Source organism: Rhodococcus sp. 66b (genome assembly GCF_002076325.1).
In the GTDB taxonomy this organism is placed as follows: domain Bacteria; phylum Actinomycetota; class Actinomycetes; order Mycobacteriales; family Mycobacteriaceae; genus Rhodococcus_F; species Rhodococcus_F erythropolis.
The window spans coordinates 45,775-64,930 of sequence record NZ_MUZB01000015.1 but is presented as its reverse complement, the minus strand read 5'-3'; the positions used below and the strand labels follow the sequence as shown (position 1 = coordinate 64,930).

At 62.5% G+C, this 19,156-nt stretch carries 19 protein-coding genes; 5 read left to right on the top strand and 14 right to left on the bottom strand.

Annotation, left to right across the window (positions count from 1 at the left end; all coding sequences use genetic code 11):
- Window positions 1-4: 4 nt before the first annotated feature.
- The 12 genes from B0E55_RS25085 to B0E55_RS25030 all read right to left on the bottom strand — a co-directional run bounded on the left by B0E55_RS25085 (window position 5) and on the right by B0E55_RS25030 (window position 11,636).
- Window positions 5-877: an MlaE family ABC transporter permease gene (locus tag B0E55_RS25085; RefSeq protein ID WP_003944051.1), complete on the bottom strand. Its 873-nt coding sequence runs from the start codon at window positions 875-877 to the stop codon at window positions 5-7.
- Window positions 874-1,614 carry an MlaE family ABC transporter permease gene (locus B0E55_RS25080; RefSeq protein ID WP_021344419.1) on the bottom strand — a complete coding sequence of 247 codons (741 nt, stop codon included), beginning with the start codon at window positions 1,612-1,614 and terminating at the stop codon, window positions 874-876. Before B0E55_RS25080 ends, B0E55_RS25085 begins: the two co-directional genes overlap by 4 nt.
- A 34-nt stretch (window positions 1,615-1,648) precedes the next feature.
- Window positions 1,649-2,902 carry a cytochrome P450 gene (locus B0E55_RS25075; RefSeq protein WP_047888955.1) on the bottom strand — a complete coding sequence of 418 codons (1,254 nt, stop codon included), beginning with the start codon at window positions 2,900-2,902 and terminating at the stop codon, window positions 1,649-1,651.
- A 53-nt stretch (window positions 2,903-2,955) separates the two neighbouring features.
- A complete protein-coding gene (locus B0E55_RS25070; RefSeq protein WP_080910680.1) occupies window positions 2,956-4,593 on the bottom strand; it encodes an acyl-CoA synthetase in 1,638 nt (545 codons plus the stop codon).
- Window positions 4,594-4,619: 26 nt separating this feature from the next.
- Window positions 4,620-5,867, bottom strand: a complete 1,248-nt coding sequence (locus tag B0E55_RS25065) for a hypothetical protein (protein ID WP_029255485.1) — start codon at window positions 5,865-5,867, stop codon at window positions 4,620-4,622.
- A 5-nt stretch (window positions 5,868-5,872) separates the two neighbouring features.
- On the bottom strand, window positions 5,873-6,424 hold the full coding sequence (locus B0E55_RS25060) for a hypothetical protein (protein WP_020969764.1): 552 nt from the start codon (window positions 6,422-6,424) through the stop codon (window positions 5,873-5,875).
- 58 nt (window positions 6,425-6,482) lie between these two features.
- Window positions 6,483-6,674, bottom strand: a complete 192-nt coding sequence (locus B0E55_RS25055) for a ferredoxin (RefSeq protein WP_029255487.1) — start codon at window positions 6,672-6,674, stop codon at window positions 6,483-6,485.
- 2 nt (window positions 6,675-6,676) lie between these two features.
- Window positions 6,677-8,071, bottom strand: coding sequence for a cytochrome P450 (locus B0E55_RS25050; protein ID WP_080910679.1), 1,395 nt, complete (start codon window positions 8,069-8,071; stop codon window positions 6,677-6,679).
- A complete protein-coding gene (locus tag B0E55_RS25045; protein ID WP_020907946.1) occupies window positions 8,068-8,874 on the bottom strand; it encodes an SDR family oxidoreductase in 807 nt (268 codons plus the stop codon). Before B0E55_RS25045 ends, B0E55_RS25050 begins: the two co-directional genes overlap by 4 nt.
- Window positions 8,874-10,079, bottom strand: a complete 1,206-nt coding sequence (locus tag B0E55_RS25040; protein ID WP_029255488.1) for a cytochrome P450 — start codon at window positions 10,077-10,079, stop codon at window positions 8,874-8,876. Before B0E55_RS25040 ends, B0E55_RS25045 begins: the two co-directional genes overlap by 1 nt.
- Window positions 10,076-10,642 carry a TetR/AcrR family transcriptional regulator gene (locus B0E55_RS25035; protein WP_024487471.1) on the bottom strand — a complete coding sequence of 189 codons (567 nt, stop codon included), beginning with the start codon at window positions 10,640-10,642 and terminating at the stop codon, window positions 10,076-10,078. Before B0E55_RS25035 ends, B0E55_RS25040 begins: the two co-directional genes overlap by 4 nt.
- A 136-nt stretch (window positions 10,643-10,778) precedes the next feature.
- On the bottom strand, window positions 10,779-11,636 hold the full coding sequence (locus B0E55_RS25030) for a mycofactocin-coupled SDR family oxidoreductase (protein ID WP_080910678.1): 858 nt from the start codon (window positions 11,634-11,636) through the stop codon (window positions 10,779-10,781).
- Window positions 11,637-11,879: 243 nt separating this feature from the next.
- Between B0E55_RS25030 and B0E55_RS25025 the strand changes: the two genes are divergently transcribed.
- The 5 genes from B0E55_RS25025 to B0E55_RS25005 all read left to right on the top strand — a co-directional run bounded on the left by B0E55_RS25025 (window position 11,880) and on the right by B0E55_RS25005 (window position 17,109).
- Window positions 11,880-13,346 (top strand): aldehyde dehydrogenase, encoded by a 1,467-nt coding sequence (locus tag B0E55_RS25025; protein ID WP_080910677.1) that lies wholly within the window; start codon window positions 11,880-11,882, stop codon window positions 13,344-13,346.
- Between the two features lie 60 nt (window positions 13,347-13,406).
- A complete protein-coding gene (locus tag B0E55_RS25020) occupies window positions 13,407-14,156 on the top strand; it encodes an SDR family oxidoreductase (protein ID WP_021344429.1) in 750 nt (249 codons plus the stop codon).
- Window positions 14,153-15,097 carry an NAD(P)-dependent oxidoreductase gene (locus tag B0E55_RS25015; protein WP_080910676.1) on the top strand — a complete coding sequence of 315 codons (945 nt, stop codon included), beginning with the start codon at window positions 14,153-14,155 and terminating at the stop codon, window positions 15,095-15,097. The genes B0E55_RS25020 and B0E55_RS25015 overlap by 4 nt, the downstream gene beginning before the upstream one ends.
- The gene (locus B0E55_RS25010) at window positions 15,094-15,555 is read left to right on the top strand and encodes a carboxymuconolactone decarboxylase family protein (RefSeq protein ID WP_003944075.1); all 462 of its coding nucleotides are present in this window, start codon (window positions 15,094-15,096) and stop codon (window positions 15,553-15,555) included. Before B0E55_RS25015 ends, B0E55_RS25010 begins: the two co-directional genes overlap by 4 nt.
- Window positions 15,556-15,642: 87 nt before the next feature.
- Window positions 15,643-17,109, top strand: coding sequence for an FAD-dependent oxidoreductase (locus B0E55_RS25005; RefSeq protein WP_069147166.1), 1,467 nt, complete (start codon window positions 15,643-15,645; stop codon window positions 17,107-17,109).
- A gap of 10 nt (window positions 17,110-17,119) precedes the next feature.
- On the opposite strand, the gene B0E55_RS25000 is transcribed toward B0E55_RS25005, so the two are convergent.
- Window positions 17,120-17,956: a helix-turn-helix domain-containing GNAT family N-acetyltransferase gene (locus B0E55_RS25000; RefSeq protein ID WP_021344432.1), complete on the bottom strand. Its 837-nt coding sequence runs from the start codon at window positions 17,954-17,956 to the stop codon at window positions 17,120-17,122.
- Between the two features lie 102 nt (window positions 17,957-18,058).
- Window positions 18,059-19,081, bottom strand: coding sequence for an alpha/beta hydrolase (locus B0E55_RS24995; protein ID WP_046378652.1), 1,023 nt, complete (start codon window positions 19,079-19,081; stop codon window positions 18,059-18,061).
- Between the last annotated feature and the right edge of the window lie 75 nt (window positions 19,082-19,156).

Below are 19,156 nucleotides of genomic sequence, written 5' to 3'. Positions count from 1 at the left end.
CCCCCTAACCGGACAGATTGAAGTTGCCGGAACCGCCGTAGAGCGCGAGTGAGACGAGCAGGGTCACCGCCACGACGCAGATCAGCGAGAGCCGAACCCCGCGGCCCACTGCAGTTCCCACGCCCGACGGTCCCCCGGACGCGTTGTATCCGTAGTACGTGTGGATCAGCATCACCAGTAGTGCCATCACGAGCACTTGAACGAAGGACCATGCGACGTCGACCGGATCGAGGAACGTCGTGAAGTAGTGGTCGTAAAGACCGGAGGATTGACCGAACAGCACGACCGTGGTGAATCGTCCGGCCAGAAATGATCCTACGAGCGCCAGTGAGTACAGCGGCAAGATCGCGATCATCCCTGCGGTGACGCGGGTGCTGACGACGTACGGGACCGAACTGATCGCCATCGATTCGAGGGCGTCGATTTCCTCGCTGATGCGCATGGCACCGATCTGCGCGGTCGAACCTGCTCCGATCGTGGCCGACAGGCCGATTCCCGCGATGACCGGCGCAGCGATACGAACGTTGATGAAGGCGGAGAAGAATCCGGTGAGCGCTTCGACTCCGATATTTCCCAGCGAGCTGAAACCTTGGATCGCAATGGTGCCGCCCGAGGCTAGGGTCAGAAATCCTACGACCGCAACCGTGCCGCCGATCACTGCCAAAGCTCCGGTGCCCATGCTGATCTCGGCTACCAGCCTCAACACTTCCTTCGGGTGTTTGCGAATTGCCCACGGGATGTGAGCGATGGCGCGCGCGAAGAAGACAGCTTGTCGCCCGACGTCGTCGATCGAGCGTGACGTTCGAGCCACCCGCGCCCGCGTGCGTCCGAACTTGCCGATTTGTGCCAGCGAATCCGACAGCGTCACCTCGATCACCCCGCCGTCAATCGGATGCCGACCGCGGTGACGATGGTGTTGACGACGAACAACGCCATGAACGCGTACACCACCGTTTCGTTGACGGCCTCCCCCACGCCTTTCGGCCCACCCCGTACCGACAGACCGCGATAGCAGGCCACCAATCCCGCCAGCATCCCGAACAGTGCAGCTTTGACCATCGACAACGCCACCTCGGGCAGGCCGGTCAGCAACGTGATTCCCTCGACGAAGGCGCCAGGGTTCACGCCCTGGAGAAACACCGAGAAGGCGTAACCGCCGGCGATGCCGATGACGCAGACGAGTCCGTTGAGCAGCAAAGCCACCACGGTCGACGCGACCACCCGCGGAATCACCAACCGATTGATCGGATCGATCCCGAGCACCTCCATGGCGTCGATCTCTTCACGAATCGTTCTCGATCCCAGATCGGCGGCGATGGCTGTCGCGCCCGCACCTGCCACGATCAGCACCGTCACCACCGGACCGACCTGAGTCACGGCACCGAGCGCGGCCCCGGCGCCGCTGAGGTCGGCGGCACCGATTTCGCGGAGAAGGATGTTGAGGGTGAAACTCACCAGGACCGTGAACGGCACGGCTACCAACACTGTCGGCACGATCGACACCCGGGCGATCATCCAACTCTGCTCGAGAAACTCCTGCACCTGAAAGCGGGTGCGGAACAAGCCCACTGCGACATCGGCGCCCATCCGGTAGAACTGGCCGAGTTCGCGCATCGGGCCCGCAAGTGCAACTCTTCCGCTGTACACGTCAATGCCCCGAAGGACATGACGTGGAGTTGCCGTAGTCGACCTTGAATTCCTTGATCCCATTGAGCCAACCGGACGAGAGCCTGCTCGGATCGCCGAGCTTGCTGATGTCGGGCATGTGATCGGCGATCTTGCCGAAGATCAGATCGACCTCCATTCTGGCCAGGTTGGCGCCGACACAGTAGTGCGGTCCGGTTCCTCCGAACGCGAGGTGCGGGTTCGGGTCTCGGGTGATGTCGAAGACGTCGGGGTTCTCGAAGACGGTTTCGTCGAAGTTCGCCGAGCCGTAGAGCAGTACGACACGCTGCCCCTTCGCAATCGCCGTGCCGGCAATCTGTGTGTCCACCACTGCTGTTCGTTGCATCGACGTCAGTGGCGAAGCCCAGCGGATGATCTCGTCCGCGGCGGTGCGCGGACGCTCACGCTTGTACAGTTCCCACTGATCCGGATGCTCGAGAAATGCCATCATGCCGAGTGTCGTTGCGTTGCGCGTCGTTTCGTTGCCTGCGACAGCCAACATGATGACGAAGAAACCGAACTGTTCCGGGGTGAGTTTCTGTCCGTCGATGTCGGCATGCACCAAGCGCGAGATGATGTCGTCGAGCGGTTCCTCCCGTCTCGCCTCGGCCAGTTGATAGGCGTAGCCCAGGATCTGCGCCGACGCCATCCGAGACTCGCCGGCGAGCGACTCGTCATCGTATCCCGTCATCTGATTCGACCATTCGTACAGCTGACGGCGCCCGTCCTGCGGTACACCGATCAGATCCGAGATCGCCTGCATCGGTAACTCGCTGGCGACCTGGCTGACAAAATCACCGCTACCTTCCGCCACGGCAGCCGACGCTATGTCTTCTGCCCGCGCTTCCAGCCCGGCCCGCATCGCTTCCACCGACCGCGGAGTGAACAAGCGCGCCACCAACTTGCGCAGCTGTGTGTGCTCAGGGGCGTCCTTGTTGATGAGGACGTGTTTTGTCGCCTCCAACTCCTCCGCCGAGATGTTGTCTTCATGCCGCGGAATGCAGCCGTTGACGTTGCTCGAGAACTCCTCGCTGCGCAACGAGACGTCGCGGACGTCTGCGTGGCGGGAGACAACCCAACAACCACCGTCGTGAAATCCGCCGGTACCCGGTTCCTGGGCGTTCCACCAGACCGGAGCGCATCGTCGTAGTTCGGCGAACTCGGCAAGCGGGACGCGCTCGCCGTACAGATGCGGGTCGGTCACGTCGAACCCGTCGGGAAGGTCGATCTCAGGCATTGCAGATGCTCCTTTACGGATGGGTGCCGGGTGCCGGGTGTTGCGTGTGAGCGCTATTCGATCCGGTGGACCGGGTCGCTGTTCTGTGAGAACTCCTTGGCCCAGCGGTAGTCCGGCTTGCCGCTCGGCGCTCGAACGACCTCGTCGGCGATCCAGAAGGAACGCGGAATCTTGTAGCCGGCAAGCTGAGTGCGGGTGTGTTTTTCGATGGAATCGAAATCCGGTTCCACACCATCGCGGACGCGGAGCACCGCCGCCACCCGATTGCCCCACCGCTCGTCGGCAATGCCGATCACTGTTGCGTCGTAGATGTCGGGATGGGCCTTCACCACTGCTTCGACCTCTTCCACGAAGACTTTCTCACCGCCGGTGTTGACCACCATGTTTCCCCGGCCGAGGAGAGTGACCGAGCCGTCGTCCTCGATCCGCGCTCGGTCTCCGGTCACCACTGCCCGCGCGCCGTTCACCTCTCGGAATATCTCCGCCGACTTCACCGGATCGTTGTAGTAGCCCAGTGGGACGTTGCCGAGTTTCGCCAACCATCCTTCGGCCCCCGAGCCCGGCTCCAACACACGGTTGTCGTCGTCGACGACGACCGTGAATCTGTTGGCGCCCACTTTGGGTCCGCCACGCTGCTCGAGCCCTTTGGTTGCGAATCCGATTCCGCCGAAGCCTGTTTCGGACGATCCAACCGAATCGGAGATCATCAGATTCGGAAAGACGTCGAAGAACGCGTCTTTGACCGATCCGGAGAAGAGCGCAGCGCCGGAGGCGAGCACAGCCAGGCTCGACGCATCCGGTTGCAATTCGTGATGGGCTTCGACCAGTGGACGGCCCACGGCGTCGCCGGTGATGACCATGACCTGGGGCCGATACTCGGCGACGACTTTCCAGACCTGCGCCGCATCGAACTTCGGTTCGAAGATGACGGTGTTTCCGGAGAACAGAGCGTTGAACGTCGGCATCAGTGCCGAGGTGTGGATCAGCGGTGGAAGCATGCACCACCGCATCGGTTCGGCTGCCGCGGCGCCACCGCGCGACTGCTGGTACTCGTCGGCGATCGGCTCACCCGAATAGAAGTCGTAACCGCCGGCCAACACGCGCCAGATGTCTTCCTGCCGCCAGACGACGCCTTTCGGTCGTCCGGTTGTTCCGCCGGTGTAGAGAACGTAGACGTCGTCGCCGGAACGCTCGGGAAAAGCATGTTCACCTACGCGCAGCGGGGATTGGTTGCCGAGCGCATCCTCGTACGCCACTGCCCCCGGAATCGACGGTTCGTTCCCGAGAGCGAGTTCGTCCGCCACCTCGATCACGTACTTGACCCGCGGCGCGGACACCAACGCCTCGGCGACCCGCTCAGCGAAACCACGATGGAATACCAACGCCGTGAGATCCGCATTCTCGTACAGATAAACCAATTCGTCGCTCGTGTAGCGGTAGTTCACCGTGATGGGAACGCCGCGGATCTTGAAGGCCGCGAGGACAGCAACCATCGCCTCGATCGAGTTGTGCAGTTGAATACCGATGTGCGAACCGACACCCAACCCGACGGACTGGAAGTAATGCGCCAATCGGTTGGCCCGCTCGTCGAGCTCACGGTATGTCACCTCCTCGCCGGAAACGATCAGCGCGAGGCGATCGGGCATCACATCGACGGAATGCTCGAACAGGTCTGCAAACGTGTACGCCATAGGTTGAGTCCTTCGGGTTCGGCCGGTCAGACGACGAAGAGAGGCAAAGGGATTCCGCGATCTTCGAATACGAATGCCGCGCCGGTACTGACCTTCGTAATGGCGACTTCGACGCATTCCGGAGCGGGAGCTTCGGTGATGTCGACGGCCAGAAGGAGCCCCGCGGCATCTTCGGCCACCACTCTCACGGTGAAGTGAGGATTCACGCCGCGGACCAAAGCCTGGAGGGGATCGAGGTGCTCGCTGCCGAGCAAGGTCGGCCAACCGCCGTCGCGGTCGACAAGAGCGTCTCGCGAGATCCACAGCTCCAGAGCACCGCCGTCCGGTCGGATCTCACTCTCCACATACTGCTTCGGATTCAGCAATGGATGCACGGACAGGACCAATGCCAACGATTCCAGAGTCGAAGGAAGCCCGAGCGCATCTCGAATACGCTGTGCCGCAACTCCCGCGATTCCGGTCAATTGCTTTCGCGTGATCTCGCGCGCCTTGTCTTCGTCGGCACGGCGGCGAACCGCTGCCAGAAAGCCCAACGCCAACAGATGATGCTGCACGCAGATCTCCTCTGCGATACGAACCAAGGCTGATCGCGAGAAGTCGGAAAACCTCAGGTCGGACAACAACGGACCCGAGTAGTCCGCCCTACCGTCCCCACCGTGATCGATCGGGCTCAGCTCGACCGTCACCGCGGCGGTGCATCCGATCTGCTCGGTGTGCGCGGTCATCACGGGAGGCGTGTGCGACGGGTCGATGGAAACGGTCCAGGCGCAGTGCGGATGTCGGTCCGCGGGCCTGCGCGGTGGTCGGTGAATCGGCCGGATCTGGGCGTGCGGGTTGGTCGCGATGGCCGTCGCATCGAAAGTCGGATCCTCGATGTCGTGACACATCGAGGTCACGAACTCATCGCCCAACGGCTCGACGTCCATGAGTGCTCCGCAATGATCGAGCCAGAATTCACCGTGCAGCGGATCGTCGACCCGGTATCGAAAGTCCATGAACTGTGGCGGAGCGCCGATGTCGAGTTGTAGCCCTTTGAAGATCGTCACGACGTCGTCGCCCTCGTATCCGAGGGCCTTCTGCATGCGGCGGGTGTACCAGGGACTGGCCGATTCCCACTCCTCGACGGCCACCTGCGCCATACCCTCGCGTCCGAATTCGACGATCAGATGCGCCATGCCCGAGCGATCGATCAGCTGCCCACACAGGAGCAACTCGGGCACCAACACGGCAAGGTCGCGCTGCGAGAGTGTCTCGAAGGAATCGCGTACCGTCATCGGACTCACCACAGCGGGACCGGCGCGGTGCCCACCGGATACCAGCCCGGTAGCGGGTCGCCCGAGATCGATCGCTGGACCCGGCCCTGCATCCCCTTCGAGAGAGCGTTGTTGCCGATCATCTCCATGAACAGTGCCGACACGTTCCCGAAGTCGAAGAAGTCACGCTGCCAGGACCATTGGAAGTCCCCGCCGTAACGGAACCAACTACCGCCGATACCGTAGACGGAGTAGTTGCTCCCGTCCTCACGCTTGGCATCGGAAATCTGCTTCCACAAGCCGATCACGTTTCCGCTACGTTCGTCGATCACAAAGTCTTGATACGGGTACTCCCAACCTTCGAGGCCCTTCATCTCGAGGCCGAGCGCGACTTCGCGAATCTCCTCGCGCCCCACTGCCATGAAATCCTGCTTGGGACCGTAGTTCCACCCGTACGTGGCGTCCTCGGTGTACATGTCCGCCAACGGTTTCCAATCACCGGCGGCTTCGGCCTTCTTGTTCGCCTCGATCCAGCGTTGGACCATCTCGTCGAGCTCTGCGCGGTCGAAACCCGTCATCTGAACTTCCTCCCTCGAGTACTTGAATTCGCTGCAATCAATCGACAATCCGCTGTAATCAGTCGACAATTCTCAGGGCGCCGGTCGGGCAGTACCTGACCGCCAGCTCGGCTTCACCGCGGAGCGACTCAGGTGGGTCCGAGTCCAGAAGACTGACCTTCCCCCGCTTCGGGACGACAAAGATCTCCGGTGCCTCGAGCTCACACGCCGCATGGCCTTGGCACAGGTCGAGGTCTACTTCGACGTGCATGATCACCCCTCACGCCCGGGACGTGTTCTGCGCCGGTACCTCACCGCGCACGGCTGCTGCAACTGGACGACCATCTTGCTGTGGTCGTTTCGGTAGGACTCCGACGGCTGCGCCATCTCGAACTCGAAGTCCCGCAGCAGGATCGAGAAGATCGCTTTGAGCTGCATCTGGGCGAATGCAGCACCGACGCAGCGATGCCGGCCGGCTCCGAACGGAATCCACGTCCAGCGGTTGACGATGTCCTCTTGATTCGGGTCGATGTACCTCCCGGGATCGAAGGTGTCCGGTCGGGGGAAGTCCTCGGCGATTCGATTGGAGATCGCGGGCGTCGCAGCGACAAGATGGCCCTCTCGGATCTCGAAGCCGCCCACTTCGAAATCTCCACGTGCCACCCGCAACAGGATGATCAACGGCGGATGCAGTCGAAGGGTTTCCTTGACCACGGCCTCGAGAACCGGAATCTGGCGCAGGACATGAAAACTGATGTCGGCGCCGTCGGAGTACAGATTGTCGAGTTCGTCGACGACGTCCGTCATGGTGTCGGGATGCCGCAACATCTCGATCAGCGACCACGCTGCCGTGCCGGAAGTCGTGTGGTGGCCGGCGAACATCATCGAGATGAAGATGCCGGTGATCTCGTCGGCACTGAACCGGAGGTCGCCGTTCTCGTCCTTGACCGAGACCAACACGTCCAACATGTCGCGGTCCTCCTTGCCCTGCGGAGGATTCGCGATGCGCCCGTTCATGATGTCCTGTACCAGAGCGACCAACGCCAACCGGGCCTCGTCGCGGCGGCGGAAACTCTCGATCGGCGCGTACGGATCCACGAAAGCCAATGCATCCGTTCCCTGTTCGAGTTCGTGATACAGCTTGGCGAAGCTATCGTCCAGTTCGTCGCGGAACTTCTTGCCGATCAGGCACGCCGACGAGGTGTAGATGGTCAGCTCGGCGAAGAAGTCGAGCAGATCGATCTCGCCTTCGTCTCCCCACTGCGCGACCATCGCCTCGACCTCGCGGCCGATCGTGGCGGCGTGCCCGCGCATCTGTTCGCCGCGCAGAGCCGAGTTGTGGAGCATCTCCTTACGCCGCTCCGGGCTGGCATCGAAGACGACGCCTTCACCGAATATCGGCTTCATGAAGGGGTAAGCCGCTTGTTGGTCGAGATCCTCGTCGGTGGAGCGGAAGAAGAACTCGTTTGCCTCAGCTCCGGACAGCAGGATCACTGTGCGGTCGGCAAGTTGAAAGGCGCCGACGTCACCACATTCCTCACGCACCCGGCGCATGAGCGCTATCGGGTCGGTTCGCAGTTCCTCGAGATGCCCGTGCGGGAGATCCCCGCCGGACACCCGCGGCGGCTCGGGCAGTGTTCGCGACGTCTCCTGCACTCCGTGCGTCATGTCGTCTCCTGTGAGTTCGCAGTGGGAAGTTTGTCCAGTGGTGCCTCGGGCTGAACTTCGACGAGCACGATGTGTGCTCCTCGCGGCGCCGACACAACGGCGACGATGGCATTGGCGATGTCCGAGGCGCGCAGAAAGTAACCATGGCGGGCGAACCCCCACTTACTCCACGATTCCCCAACCGGTCCGATGATCTCCGGCGTCGTGTCCATCCCCATGCCGGTCAGTGTCGGCCCGGGTCGCACGATCGACGCGCGAATGCCTGTTCCTTCGAGCTCCATTCGCATCTGGCGCCCCATTGCTTCGAGCCCGGCCTTGGCCGCGTCGTAAGCACCCATGAGTGGACGCTGGCGCTCGGCACAATCCGAGCCGATCAGTACGAAGTCACCGCGCTGTCGTTGCCTCATGCCGGGGAGTACGCGATGCGCCAATCGCTGCGCACCAACGAGGTGGACTTGGATCTGCCGTGAGAACGCCTCTGGATCCATCTCGTCCGCAGCCCCGAATTCGAGGTCACCGGCACCGGAGACGACCATTTCGGTGGGACCGTGGACTGCCTCTGCGGCCGAGACGAATCCGTCGACCGAATCACCGTCCGTGACGTCGAGGAAGTGGGCGAACGCTTCACCACCATTGCTGCGGATCTTCTCGGCGATGGCTTCACATTCGGTGACTCGACGCGCACCGAGCGCAACCGGATGGCCGAGTTCGGCCAGGGCATACGCAGTAGCGGTGCCGATTCCCGACGATGCACCACTGATCAATGCCGGCCGGCGAACTGGATTAGGTTCGAAACGAGGCATCAGCGCACCTGCACTTTCACCGGCAGGGCCGCAAAGCCCCGGACGTTTGTCGAATGAACACGCTCGATTCCGGACTCGTCGACTTCGTAGTCGCTGACCCGACGCCCGAACTCTGCGAGGGCGATCTTGGCTTCGAGCTTGGCAAGGTGGGCACCGAGACAGAAGTGCACGCCACCACCGAAACTCGCGAGTTTTCCCGACGAACTCCGGCCGATCTGGAAGCTGTCGGCATCCTCGAAGACGTCGGCGTCTCGGTTGGCCGATCCGATCAGGAGCAGGACCTTCTCCCCCGCCGGAATGGTGCGTCCGTGATATTCGAGGTCGACAACCGAAGTCCGAGCCACGATCTGGCTCGACGTGTCGTAGCGAAGAGTCTCTTCCACCCATTCCGAGGCTCGTTCGGGATCGTCGAGAACCGGTGTGATCTGCTCCCGGTGGTGCGAACCCCAGTACAGAGCGTTTCCGAGAAGCTTGGTCGTGGTCTCGTTTCCGGCCACGACCATCAGAAACATGAATCCGAGGATCTCCTGGTCCGAGAGTTTGTCTCCGTCGATCTCGGCATCGAGCAAGGCCGAGGTCAGATCGTCCGTCCGCGATCGGCGACGCTGCGCGATCATCTCCTTGTAGTAGCCCATCAAACTGATCGAAGCCTCCACCGCAGGTTGCGGCACGTCGAGAACACCCGCCTCTCGGTGCACCACCAGATCCGCCTTGCGCCGCAGTTCGGCCCTGTCGGATTCGGGAACCCCCATGAGTTCGGAGATGACGTCCATCGGCAGCTTTCCCGCCACCTCCGTAATCCAGTCGAACTCCCCCGCGCCCAACGCAGGTACCAGATGTTGCTTCGTGAGTTCGAGGATCCGGCCGTCGAGCTCCGCAACCCGTCGCGGTGTGAATCCGCGAGAAACCAACTGGCGCAACCGCATATGGCGGGGATCGTCCATCGCGAGAAACGACATCACATAATGCGCGTGTGGACCGTAGGCTGCGGGGTCGAGCGATACCCCGTTGGCGCTCGAGAGACGCTTGTTGTCCTTGAACCCGTCGACCACGTCCGCATATCGCGACAACGCCCAAAAGCCAACGTCCGGATTGTGATACAACGGTGATTCTTCGCGCAGACGCTTGTACGTCGGATACGGATCGTCGTGAAAGTGGTAGTCGTACGGATTGAAGACCACCGGATCGATCAAAGCTTCTGTCATGATTTCTCCAGGATCAGTAGAGCTGAGGCCTCGAGGCGTCCAGCGATTTGCGCGTAGGTTCCGTAGCCGATCCCTGCTCGCAGAAGCGCCCCGGCATAAAGCATTTCGAGCGCTTCCAACACTTCGGGTTCGCCATTCGGATCCAACGCCGAAGCGAGTCGTTGATGGATCTCGAGTCCGATCCGCCCGCGAAGATGTTCCACTTCAGGATCGGATCCGAGCAGTGCATTGGTCACGGCGGCCGATACCTCCGGTTCGTCCGCGAGAAGCAGCGCGATGTTTCGAAGTACAGACAGCACGTGCGCGGTGCGATCCAACCCTGAGCCATCAGGCGCCGACGAGTTCTGAAGTCTTCGCCAGAAAACCTCTGCGACCAGATGCTCTTTGGACGCGAAATACGTGTAGGCGGTCGCAGTTCCTACACCCGCTTCGGCCGCAACCGAACGGACAGTCAGTCCGGAAAACTCCTGTTTGCGTAGAACTTTCACTGTTGCTTCGGCAAGCCTGGCCACAGTTTCCGCCTGTTTGCCCGTGAGGCGCCTGCGAGTGGATTCATAGACAATCGATCCCCCGCCACTTGAATCGCCCCGTTTGCTGGACACGTGTCTGGACGTTACTACAGCACCCTGTCCAGGGCAACGAAATGGGGAAACTTCGAAAATTCACCACTCACAGGCAGCCACGAAGCGAAAAGTTCTACTACAGACCGATCTTCATCCCGGCACCAGCGTCCACGCGCAGTTGCTGGCCGGTGACGAATCGCGACTCGTCCGAGGACAGGTACACGACCGCATGCGAGATGTCCGCGGGCTCGACCCACGGGGTCGGCATCGCCTGCATGAACGGGAACGTCACTGCCGCATCCTCGGCGGTCGGATTCTCGAGGTCGGGACGGAACGTCCGGTACATCGGCATGCTCTGCAACATGTCGGTGTTCACGTTGGTCGGATGAATCGCGTTGACGCGAATGGAACTCGGCCCGAGAGTCAGTGCCAACGAACTGGTATATGCCTGAATCAGCTTCTTGGCCAGTCCGTATCCGTCGCCACCCGGACCCTGGAGCGCCTGCTGCCCGTTGAATCCGGTCTGTGGCACCAGACCGGCAACAGAGCCGATCGCGATGATCGAACCCCCTTCGCCGAGGTATTCCATCGACGCGTGCACTGTATTGACGACACCGAGAAAGTTCACATCGAACGCGTCGACGAAACCGGCAGTCGACACGTGCTTGCCGAGCGGACAGATACCGGCGTTCGCCACGACGACATGCAATCCGCCCAACTGACCTACCGCCTCGGCAAGTGCCGTTTCGAGTCCGGCGCGATCGCGGACGTCGACACGGGCCGTCACCACCTGCTGTCCGGCCTCTTTCACCAGTCGAGCCGTTTCCTCGAGATCGGCAGGACTGGCGAGCGGGTATTCGTTGCTGGCGATGTCTGCGCACAGATCGAAGGCGATGATGTGCGCGCCCTCCCGTGCGAGATGAACGGCATGACTGCGCCCCTGACCTCGAGCAGCACCGGTCACCAGCACCACTTTTCCGTCAACTCTGTTCATTTCGACCTCTCTCCCGTGTATGTGAAGGCGTGTACGTGAAGGCGTGCATGTGAAAGCGTGCATGTGAAAGCGTGGTTGTGAATGTGCGGTGAACCGTAGCCGCGCCGCCCCGGACACGAGGCGCTTTTCACCGAAGCAGATCCCGAGACGCTCTCGAAATCTCTTATGCCCCAGAAACCATTGCCTCAACCACGAGTGTGAACTAGAGTCCAGACACATGTCCAGAAAGAGAGGGTTCGCGTTATGACGCTTCGACCCGCAGACAGTTCTGCACTTCTCGTCGACGGAAAGCTGGTTCCCGGATCGGGTGGAACCTTCGAAGTTTTCAACCCGGCCACCGAGGAACTGATCGGCCGTGCGGCCGAAGGCACCACCGCGGACATGGATGCGGCCATTGCCGCGGCGCGCCGTGCGTTCGACGAGACCGAATGGGCACGCGATCACGGGTTTCGCGCTCGCTGCCTGCGCCAACTGTGCGACGCACTCCAGTCCCACATCGAGGAGTTGCGTGAGATCACCGTCGCCGAGGTCGGCGCACCCGTCATGCTGACGAGCGGTCCGCAACTCGAAGGCCCGATCGAAGATCTTCGATACTGGGCCGATCTGATCGAAACCTATTCGTGGGAACAAGATCTCGGGCACGCGTCACCCATGGGGATTCCGACCCATCGCCGCGTGCTCAAGGAAGCGGTCGGCGTCGTCGGCGCAATCACACCGTGGAACTTCCCGCACCAGATCAATTTCGCCAAACTCGGCCCCGCCCTCGCGGCCGGCAACACCATCGTTCTCAAACCCGCGCCGGACACGCCCTGGTGCGCCGCGCTGGTCGCCAAGGTGATTGCAGAAGAAACCGAGATCCCGGCGGGCGTCGTCAACGTGGTGACGTCGACAGATCACTCTCTCGGCGCGCAGCTGTGCAGCGATCCGCGCGTCGATCTCGTGTCCTTCACCGGTTCCACCGCCACCGGACGCACGGTGATGGCCGCGGCCGCGCAAACCCTCAAGAAGGTCTTCCTCGAACTCGGGGGCAAGTCCGCATTCATCGTCCTCGACGACGCGGACATCAAGGGTGCATGCTCGGTTGCCGCGTTCTCCGTGTGCGTTCATGCCGGTCAGGGATGCGCACTCAGTACCAGACTTCTTGTGCCGCGCGCTCGGTACGAAGATGCTCTGGCCGCGGCCTGCGCCGCGATGGCGGGTATCCGAGCCGGTGACCCCAGCGCGCGCGGAACGGTGTGTGGTCCGGTTATCTCCGCGCGCCAGCGCGCCAGGGTGGAGAGCTACCTCGCCCTCGCGGTCGAAGAGGGCGGCACGATCGTGACGGGTGGAGGCCGACCCGACGATCACCAGAGCGGCTTCTTCGTCGAACCCACTCTCATTGCCGGGCTGGACAACTCGTCTCGCGTAGCGCAGGAGGAGATTTTCGGGCCCGTTCTCGTGATCATTCCGTACGACAACGACGACGACGCTATCCGGATTGCCAACGATTCCCCCTACGGCCTGTCCGGGTCGGTGTGGGGCGCCGATCCCGATCGCGTCGCGCACGTCGTTGCCGGTGTCAGAACCGGAACGCTGAGCGTCAACGGCGGCGTCTGGTATTCGGCCGACGCACCGTTCGGCGGCTACAAACAATCCGGGATCGGCCGCGAAATGGGCCTCGCCGGTTTCGAGGAATACCTCGAAACCAAGCTCGTCGCTTCACCTTCCTGACATTCCACACCCTCACCCCACACCCTCACCACAGAATCATCACCACGAAAGTAGGTCGACATGGGACGTTTCGACGGTCGCACCGCGATAGTCACCGGAGCAGCGCAGGGTATCGGAGAGGCGTATGCCCGCGCTCTGGCTGAAGAGGGGGCCAACGTGGTCGTGGCGGACCTCAATCGCGAACTCGGTGAAGCTGTCGCCAAGCAGATCACGGCGGACGGTGGAAGTGCCGTGTTCAAGGACGTCGACGTCGCCGACGGGGAGTCGACTGCGGCACTTGCCGACTTCACGATCGAGCAGTTCGGTAGCATCGAGCATCTGGTGAACAACGCTGCCATCTACGGCGGAATGAAGATCGATTCCCTGTTGACGGTGGACTGGGACTACTACCGAAAGTTCATGAGCGTCAACATGGACGGCGCATTGCACGTGTGCCGGGCGGTCGTACCTCATATGCGCGCGAAGGGCGGTTCGATCGTCAACCAGTCCTCCACAGCAGCATGGCTGTACTCGAATTACTACGGACTCGCGAAAGCCGGCGTCAACAGCCTGACACAACAACTCGCGACCGAACTCGGCTGGTCGAACATCCGGATCAACGCCATCGCTCCCGGTCCCATCGACACGGAGGCGACTCGAACCGTCACCCCCGGCAACATCGTCAAGGACATGGTGAAGCGAATCCCGTTGCAGCGCATGGGAACGCCGGAGGATCTCGTCGGCATGTGCCTGTTCCTTCTCTCCGACGACGCAGGCTGGGTGACCGGGCAGATCTTCAACGTCGACGGAGGCCAGGTGTACCGGTCATGACGGAATCGGCGCCGAAAGCCAGCGCTTCGAAAACCAGACTGGGATACATCGGCCTAGGCAACATGGGCGCGCCGATGGCGCAGCGCCTCCTGGACTGGCCGGGCGGACTGGTGGTGTGTGATGCCCGCGCAGAAGCGCTCGAACCGTTCACCACTGCGGGCGCGAGCGCGGCATCGACGCCCGCCGACGTTGCAGCGCAGGCGAGCATCATCTCCGTCACGGTGCTCGACGACGCGCAGGTACGCGAGGTTGTGTGCGGGCCGCACGGGATCCTGTCGACCGCACAGCCAGGCACTGTCGTCGCGATTCACTCCACTATCTCGGACACCACGGCGGTGGAACTCGCTGACATCTGTCAACAGCGTGGTGTTCTGCTGGTCGACGCGCCGATCAGTGGCGGTGCCGGCGGCGCAGCGCAGGGCAGGCTGGCAGTGATGATCGGCGGCTCCGACGCTGCGTTCGAAGCCGTCCGCGAGCCCTTCGGATCCTGGGCCGAGCTGGTGGTTCACGCCGGTGACGTCGGCGCGGGAACGCGAATGAAGCTCGCACGCAACCTTCTTCACTTCGTCTCGTTCACCGCCACGACCGAGGCCGCGCGACTCGCCGAAGCAGCAGGACTCGATCTCCGCACGCTCGGAAAGGTCGTCAGGCACACCGATGCGATCACTGGTGGCGCGGGCGCGATCATGCTCCGTGACACCACCGCACCGGTCTCGGAGGACGACCCGTGGTTCTCGATACTGCGGCATGTTCGCAATCTCGGGGAGAAGGACTTGGCCTTGGCCATCAACCTCGGTGATCGGCTGAATCTCGACCTGCCGCTCGCGCACCTTGCGCTCGCCGGACTCGGTGCCGGTCTGGGCGTCGGGAATGACAGCGAAGACAGGCTGGCCGAACCTTCAACGGCGTCTTCGGCATCTACTACTCGGGAGCACGCATGACCGACACCACTCACATGACCGATGCCGGTGGAACCGACGAAAGCCGCATCTCCGAGGCCCGCGCTCGTGGCGTCGCGAAGATGAACGAGGTGTACGGCTGGGAGCTTCCCGCCGACGTTCCCGGCGACTTCTTCGCGGTCACCGCCGACCACCTCTTTGCCGACATCTGGACGCGACCGGGACTGTCGGTGCGTGACCGACGACTACTCCTGATCGGTGCCATCACCGCCCAGGGGCAGAACGATGTGGCAAAGATCCAGATCAACGCTGCTCTCCACAACGAGGAGTTGACCGAGCAGCAGTTCGAAGAGGCCGCGATCTTCCTGTGCCACTACGTCGGCTGGCCACTGGCCACCGGACTCAACAATGCGCTGATCGCCGTGAAGGCCGACAGACGTAAAGCCGCGCGCGCCAAGGAGAAGGCCGCGGCCGATTCCGCGAAAACGGACACCGACTGACTTTCGGTCGAGATACTGCCATCAGGGCATCAATCACACCCACCGATTCCCCCACCAACCAACCAGAAGAACGAAGGATCCGAATTCATGGCCGAGGCCAGCTCAATCCGTCCGCAGTCCGCCGCAAGCATCGAGCAGTGGGACTTCGAGGCTGACGTCGTCGTCGCCGGCTACGGCATTGCCGGAGTGAGTGCTTCGATCGAGGCCGCGCGAGCGGGCGCCGACGTATTGGTGCTCGAGCGCACGAGCGGCTGGGGCGGCGCTGCGGCGCTGGCAGGTGGATTCATCTATCTGGGCGGCGGGACCCCGTTGCAGCAGGCACTCGGGTTCGAGGACTCCCCCGCCAACATGAAATCATTCATGATGGCCGCACTCGGGCCCGGCGCCGACGAGGAGAAGATCACCGACTACTGCGAAGGCAGCGTCGAGCACTACAACTGGCTCGTCGACAACGGTGTGCCGTTCAAGGAAAGTTTCTACGGCCAACCCGGCTGGGAAACACCCTTCGACGACGGACTCATGTATTCCGGCGGCGAGAACTCGGCACCGTTCAACACGATCGCGACACCGGCCCCTCGCGGGCACGTGCCGCAGATGAGCGGCAAGCGCACCGGGGAGAAGGGCGGTGGTTTCATGTTGATGAAGCCACTGATCGAGACGGCCGAAATCCTCGGCGTACGAGCAGAATACGACATGCGAGTCCAGCGCCTGGTCGTCGACGGAGATCGAGTAGTCGGCATCATCGCCAAGCAGTACGGCAAGGAAGTGGCAGTTCGAGCACGCACGGGTGTCGTATTGGCGACGGGAAGCTTCGCCTACAACGAAGCGATGATCCAGTCGTACGCCCCACGGCTGATCGGGCGCCCCGGTGCGGCTATCGAAGAGCACGACGGCAAGGCCATCCAGATGGCGCAGGCACTCGGGGCCGACCTCGCACACATGGACGCAACCGAGGTCGCATTCTTCGGCGACCCCCAGTTGATGATCCGCGGCATTCTCGTCAACGGACGCGGCCAGCGCTACGTCAACGAAGACACGTATCCGGGAAGAATCGGCCAGGAGACGCTGCTGCGCAACGAGAATCAGGCCTACCTGATCATCGACGAAGCTTCCTACGAAGAGGGCTGCGCCGCCGACAGTTCCACACCGTTCTTCAGATTCCAGCCCAAGTGGGTGGCCGAGACCGTCGAGGAACTCGAATCCGACATGGGCCTGCCGGAAGGCACCCTTCAGTCGACGGTCGAGGTCTACAACCGGCACGCCGCCCGTGGTGAAGACCCGGTACTCGGTAAGAAGAAGGAGTGGGTCAAGCCGATCGGCTCACCCGTCGCTGCGCTCGATCTTCGCAATTTCACCGCCGGATTCACGCTCGGCGGCCTGCGCACGTCGATCAACTCGGAGGTCATCCACGTCTCCGGCGAACCGATCCCGGGTTTGTTTGCCGCTGGACGCTGCACCGCCGGCGTCTGCGCCGGTGGATACGCCTCCGGAACGTCCCTCGGTGACGGCAGCTTCTACGGGCGACGCGCGGGAATCAGCGCTGCCAAGGGCTGAGCGTCTCTTATCAAATGTCAGCATCCTCAATGTCAGCATCCTCGCTGCGACGTTCGAGGAACAACGTGTCACGCCACCTGCCACCGAGTTGAGCGATACGCGAGCGAGTGCCGACGATTCGGAATCCGACGGCCTGATGCAAGGCGACACTCGCCCGGTTCTCCGGGAAGATCGACGACTGCACCGTCCAGATCTCACTGGCGTCGGCGGCTTGCACCTGTCGGCGAAGCAGCAGCTTGCCTACGCCGCGCCCGCGAGCACCGCTACCGATGTAGATGGAGTTCTCGGCGACCCCTCGGTAGCAATCACGCGAGGACACCGGGCTCAGGCTCGCCCAGCCTTCGACTCGGCCGTCGATCTCGGCGACCCATCGATGATCGGGCAACCATTGCGCGTCGAGCTTCTCGGCTGACGGCACCGACGTGGTGAACGTCGCGGTTCCGGTGTCGATTCCTTCTCGGTAGATCGAGCGCACGGCATCCCAGTCGCCGGATTCCATGCGGCGCAGCACCACATCGTCGGGAAGAACTCCCAGTGTGTCTTCGACCGGGCCACGCGCAGCCACGACGGCGGCCGCTGCCATCAGATCGGAGTATGCCGTTCCGGCAACACTGACAACCGAAGTGCCTTCACGCACCGAAGCCTCGACAAAACCGACCTCGATCAAGGCCTCGAGGTGAGCACTCAGCGCCGACGGCTCGAGTGATGCGGAGTGTGCAATCGTGTCGACGTCGATCGGACCGCCGGCAGCGAGTCGGAGCACTCGCAGCCGCGTCGGATCACCAAGGCACGCAAACCTGCGCGCAAGTACATCGGTGTCGAGGGGCGCGAGTGTTTCTGAACTCATAGGGCGACTATAACGCCGCTGACCTGCAGTTCGGTCGGCTAGGTGGGGCGAGCGGGCCCCGAAGTGAGAAACAACTCAGCCGCCGATCCTCGGGTTCACCGGCTAACGCGCACCGATCGACTCGGCAATCATCGACCACGAGTTGTGAAGATCGTCCTGCCAATAACCCCAGGAGTGAGTGCCAGTTGCCCGGAAATCATAGGTGGCCGGGATGCCCAGGGAATCGAGCCGCTCGGCCAAACGCTGGGTGCACTGGTTCGTCCCGGCCTCGATGACTCCACCCACGATCACCTGGTTCGCCAGAACGCCGAGGTCGCCGTTGACCATCGGTCCGCCCAGATTCTCGTGTGGGCCGGGCAGGCCCGATCCATTGCTGATGTAGAGGTCGACCCCCCGCAATCTCTCGGCGTTGACCACAGGATCGTTGGCTACCCAGCCCGGACCGCCGGGCGGACCCCACATGTTGTCCACGTTGCCGCCGCGGAATCCGACGACGAATCTCACGTAGTCCTGACCGGGTTGAGTACTCGTCTCGGCGCACCCGCTGAAGGCGCCGACGGCACGGTAAACGGATGGCGCCGCCTCGGCCAGGCTCAGAACGGAGGTTCCTGCCATCGACAATCCGGCGACGGCATTCACACCCGTAGTCCCGAGCGTGGCATCGACGATCGGTGGCAACTCCTCGGTGAGGAACGTGGTCCACTTGTTCAGCCCGAGAACAGGATCGGGCTTCTCCCAGTCGGTGTAGTAGCTGTAGGCACCGCCGATCGGGTTGACGACGTTGACGTTCTTGTCGCCGAAGAAGTCGACGACGTCTGTGCGTGTCTGCCACGTCGCCGTGTCCTCGCCTCCGCCCGCGCCGTTGAGCAGGTAGAGAGTCGGCCGGGGCGCACTCGTGTCTGCCGGCCGAATCACCTCGAGCGGAATCACCTTGTCCATTGCAGCGGAGTAGACGTACATCGTCAGCTGACGGGCGTTGATTTCCTCGACGTGATCGAGAGCTGAACTGTCTGGAGGGGATGTTCGCGCCTGATCGGCCGAGGCAAGCGCCGCTTCACCGAACAATCCCGTCCATGCGACGAGGGCGACGACCAGTATCGCCCGAGTACGTCCGATCCTTCTCATTGCCGCTCCTCGTGCTCGATTGCGGTGCCCGGCAACAGCTCGGTGGCGCTCGCTTCACGGGCGTGCGGCTCGGTG

Bases quoted from the DNA above. Each gene is read 5' to 3' on its own strand.
- B0E55_RS25030 (WP_080910678.1), bottom strand. From the start codon at position 11,636: ATGAACAGAGTTGACGGAAAAGTGGTGCTGGTGACCGGTGCTGCTCGA.
- B0E55_RS25070 (WP_080910680.1), bottom strand. From the start codon at position 4,593: ATGGCGTACACGTTTGCAGACCTGTTCGAGCATTCCGTCGATGTGATG.
- B0E55_RS25065 (WP_029255485.1), bottom strand. From the start codon at position 5,867: ATGACGGTACGCGATTCCTTCGAGACACTCTCGCAGCGCGACCTTGCC.
- B0E55_RS25005 (WP_069147166.1), top strand. From the start codon at position 15,643: ATGGCCGAGGCCAGCTCAATCCGTCCGCAGTCCGCCGCAAGCATCGAG.
- B0E55_RS25060 (WP_020969764.1), bottom strand. From the start codon at position 6,424: ATGACGGGTTTCGACCGCGCAGAGCTCGACGAGATGGTCCAACGCTGG.
- B0E55_RS25050 (WP_080910679.1), bottom strand. From the start codon at position 8,071: ATGACGCACGGAGTGCAGGAGACGTCGCGAACACTGCCCGAGCCGCCG.
- B0E55_RS24995 (WP_046378652.1), bottom strand. From the start codon at position 19,081: ATGAGAAGGATCGGACGTACTCGGGCGATACTGGTCGTCGCCCTCGTC.
- B0E55_RS25055 (WP_029255487.1), bottom strand. From the start codon at position 6,674: ATGCACGTCGAAGTAGACCTCGACCTGTGCCAAGGCCATGCGGCGTGT.
- B0E55_RS25045 (WP_020907946.1), bottom strand. From the start codon at position 8,874: ATGCCTCGTTTCGAACCTAATCCAGTTCGCCGGCCGGCATTGATCAGT.
- B0E55_RS25020 (WP_021344429.1), top strand. From the start codon at position 13,407: ATGGGACGTTTCGACGGTCGCACCGCGATAGTCACCGGAGCAGCGCAG.
- B0E55_RS25000 (WP_021344432.1), bottom strand. From the start codon at position 17,956: ATGAGTTCAGAAACACTCGCGCCCCTCGACACCGATGTACTTGCGCGC.
- B0E55_RS25015 (WP_080910676.1), top strand. From the start codon at position 14,153: ATGACGGAATCGGCGCCGAAAGCCAGCGCTTCGAAAACCAGACTGGGA.
- B0E55_RS25080 (WP_021344419.1), bottom strand. From the start codon at position 1,614: ATGCGCGAACTCGGCCAGTTCTACCGGATGGGCGCCGATGTCGCAGTG.
- B0E55_RS25040 (WP_029255488.1), bottom strand. From the start codon at position 10,079: ATGACAGAAGCTTTGATCGATCCGGTGGTCTTCAATCCGTACGACTAC.
- B0E55_RS25075 (WP_047888955.1), bottom strand. From the start codon at position 2,902: ATGCCTGAGATCGACCTTCCCGACGGGTTCGACGTGACCGACCCGCAT.
- B0E55_RS25025 (WP_080910677.1), top strand. From the start codon at position 11,880: ATGACGCTTCGACCCGCAGACAGTTCTGCACTTCTCGTCGACGGAAAG.
- B0E55_RS25010 (WP_003944075.1), top strand. From the start codon at position 15,094: ATGACCGACACCACTCACATGACCGATGCCGGTGGAACCGACGAAAGC.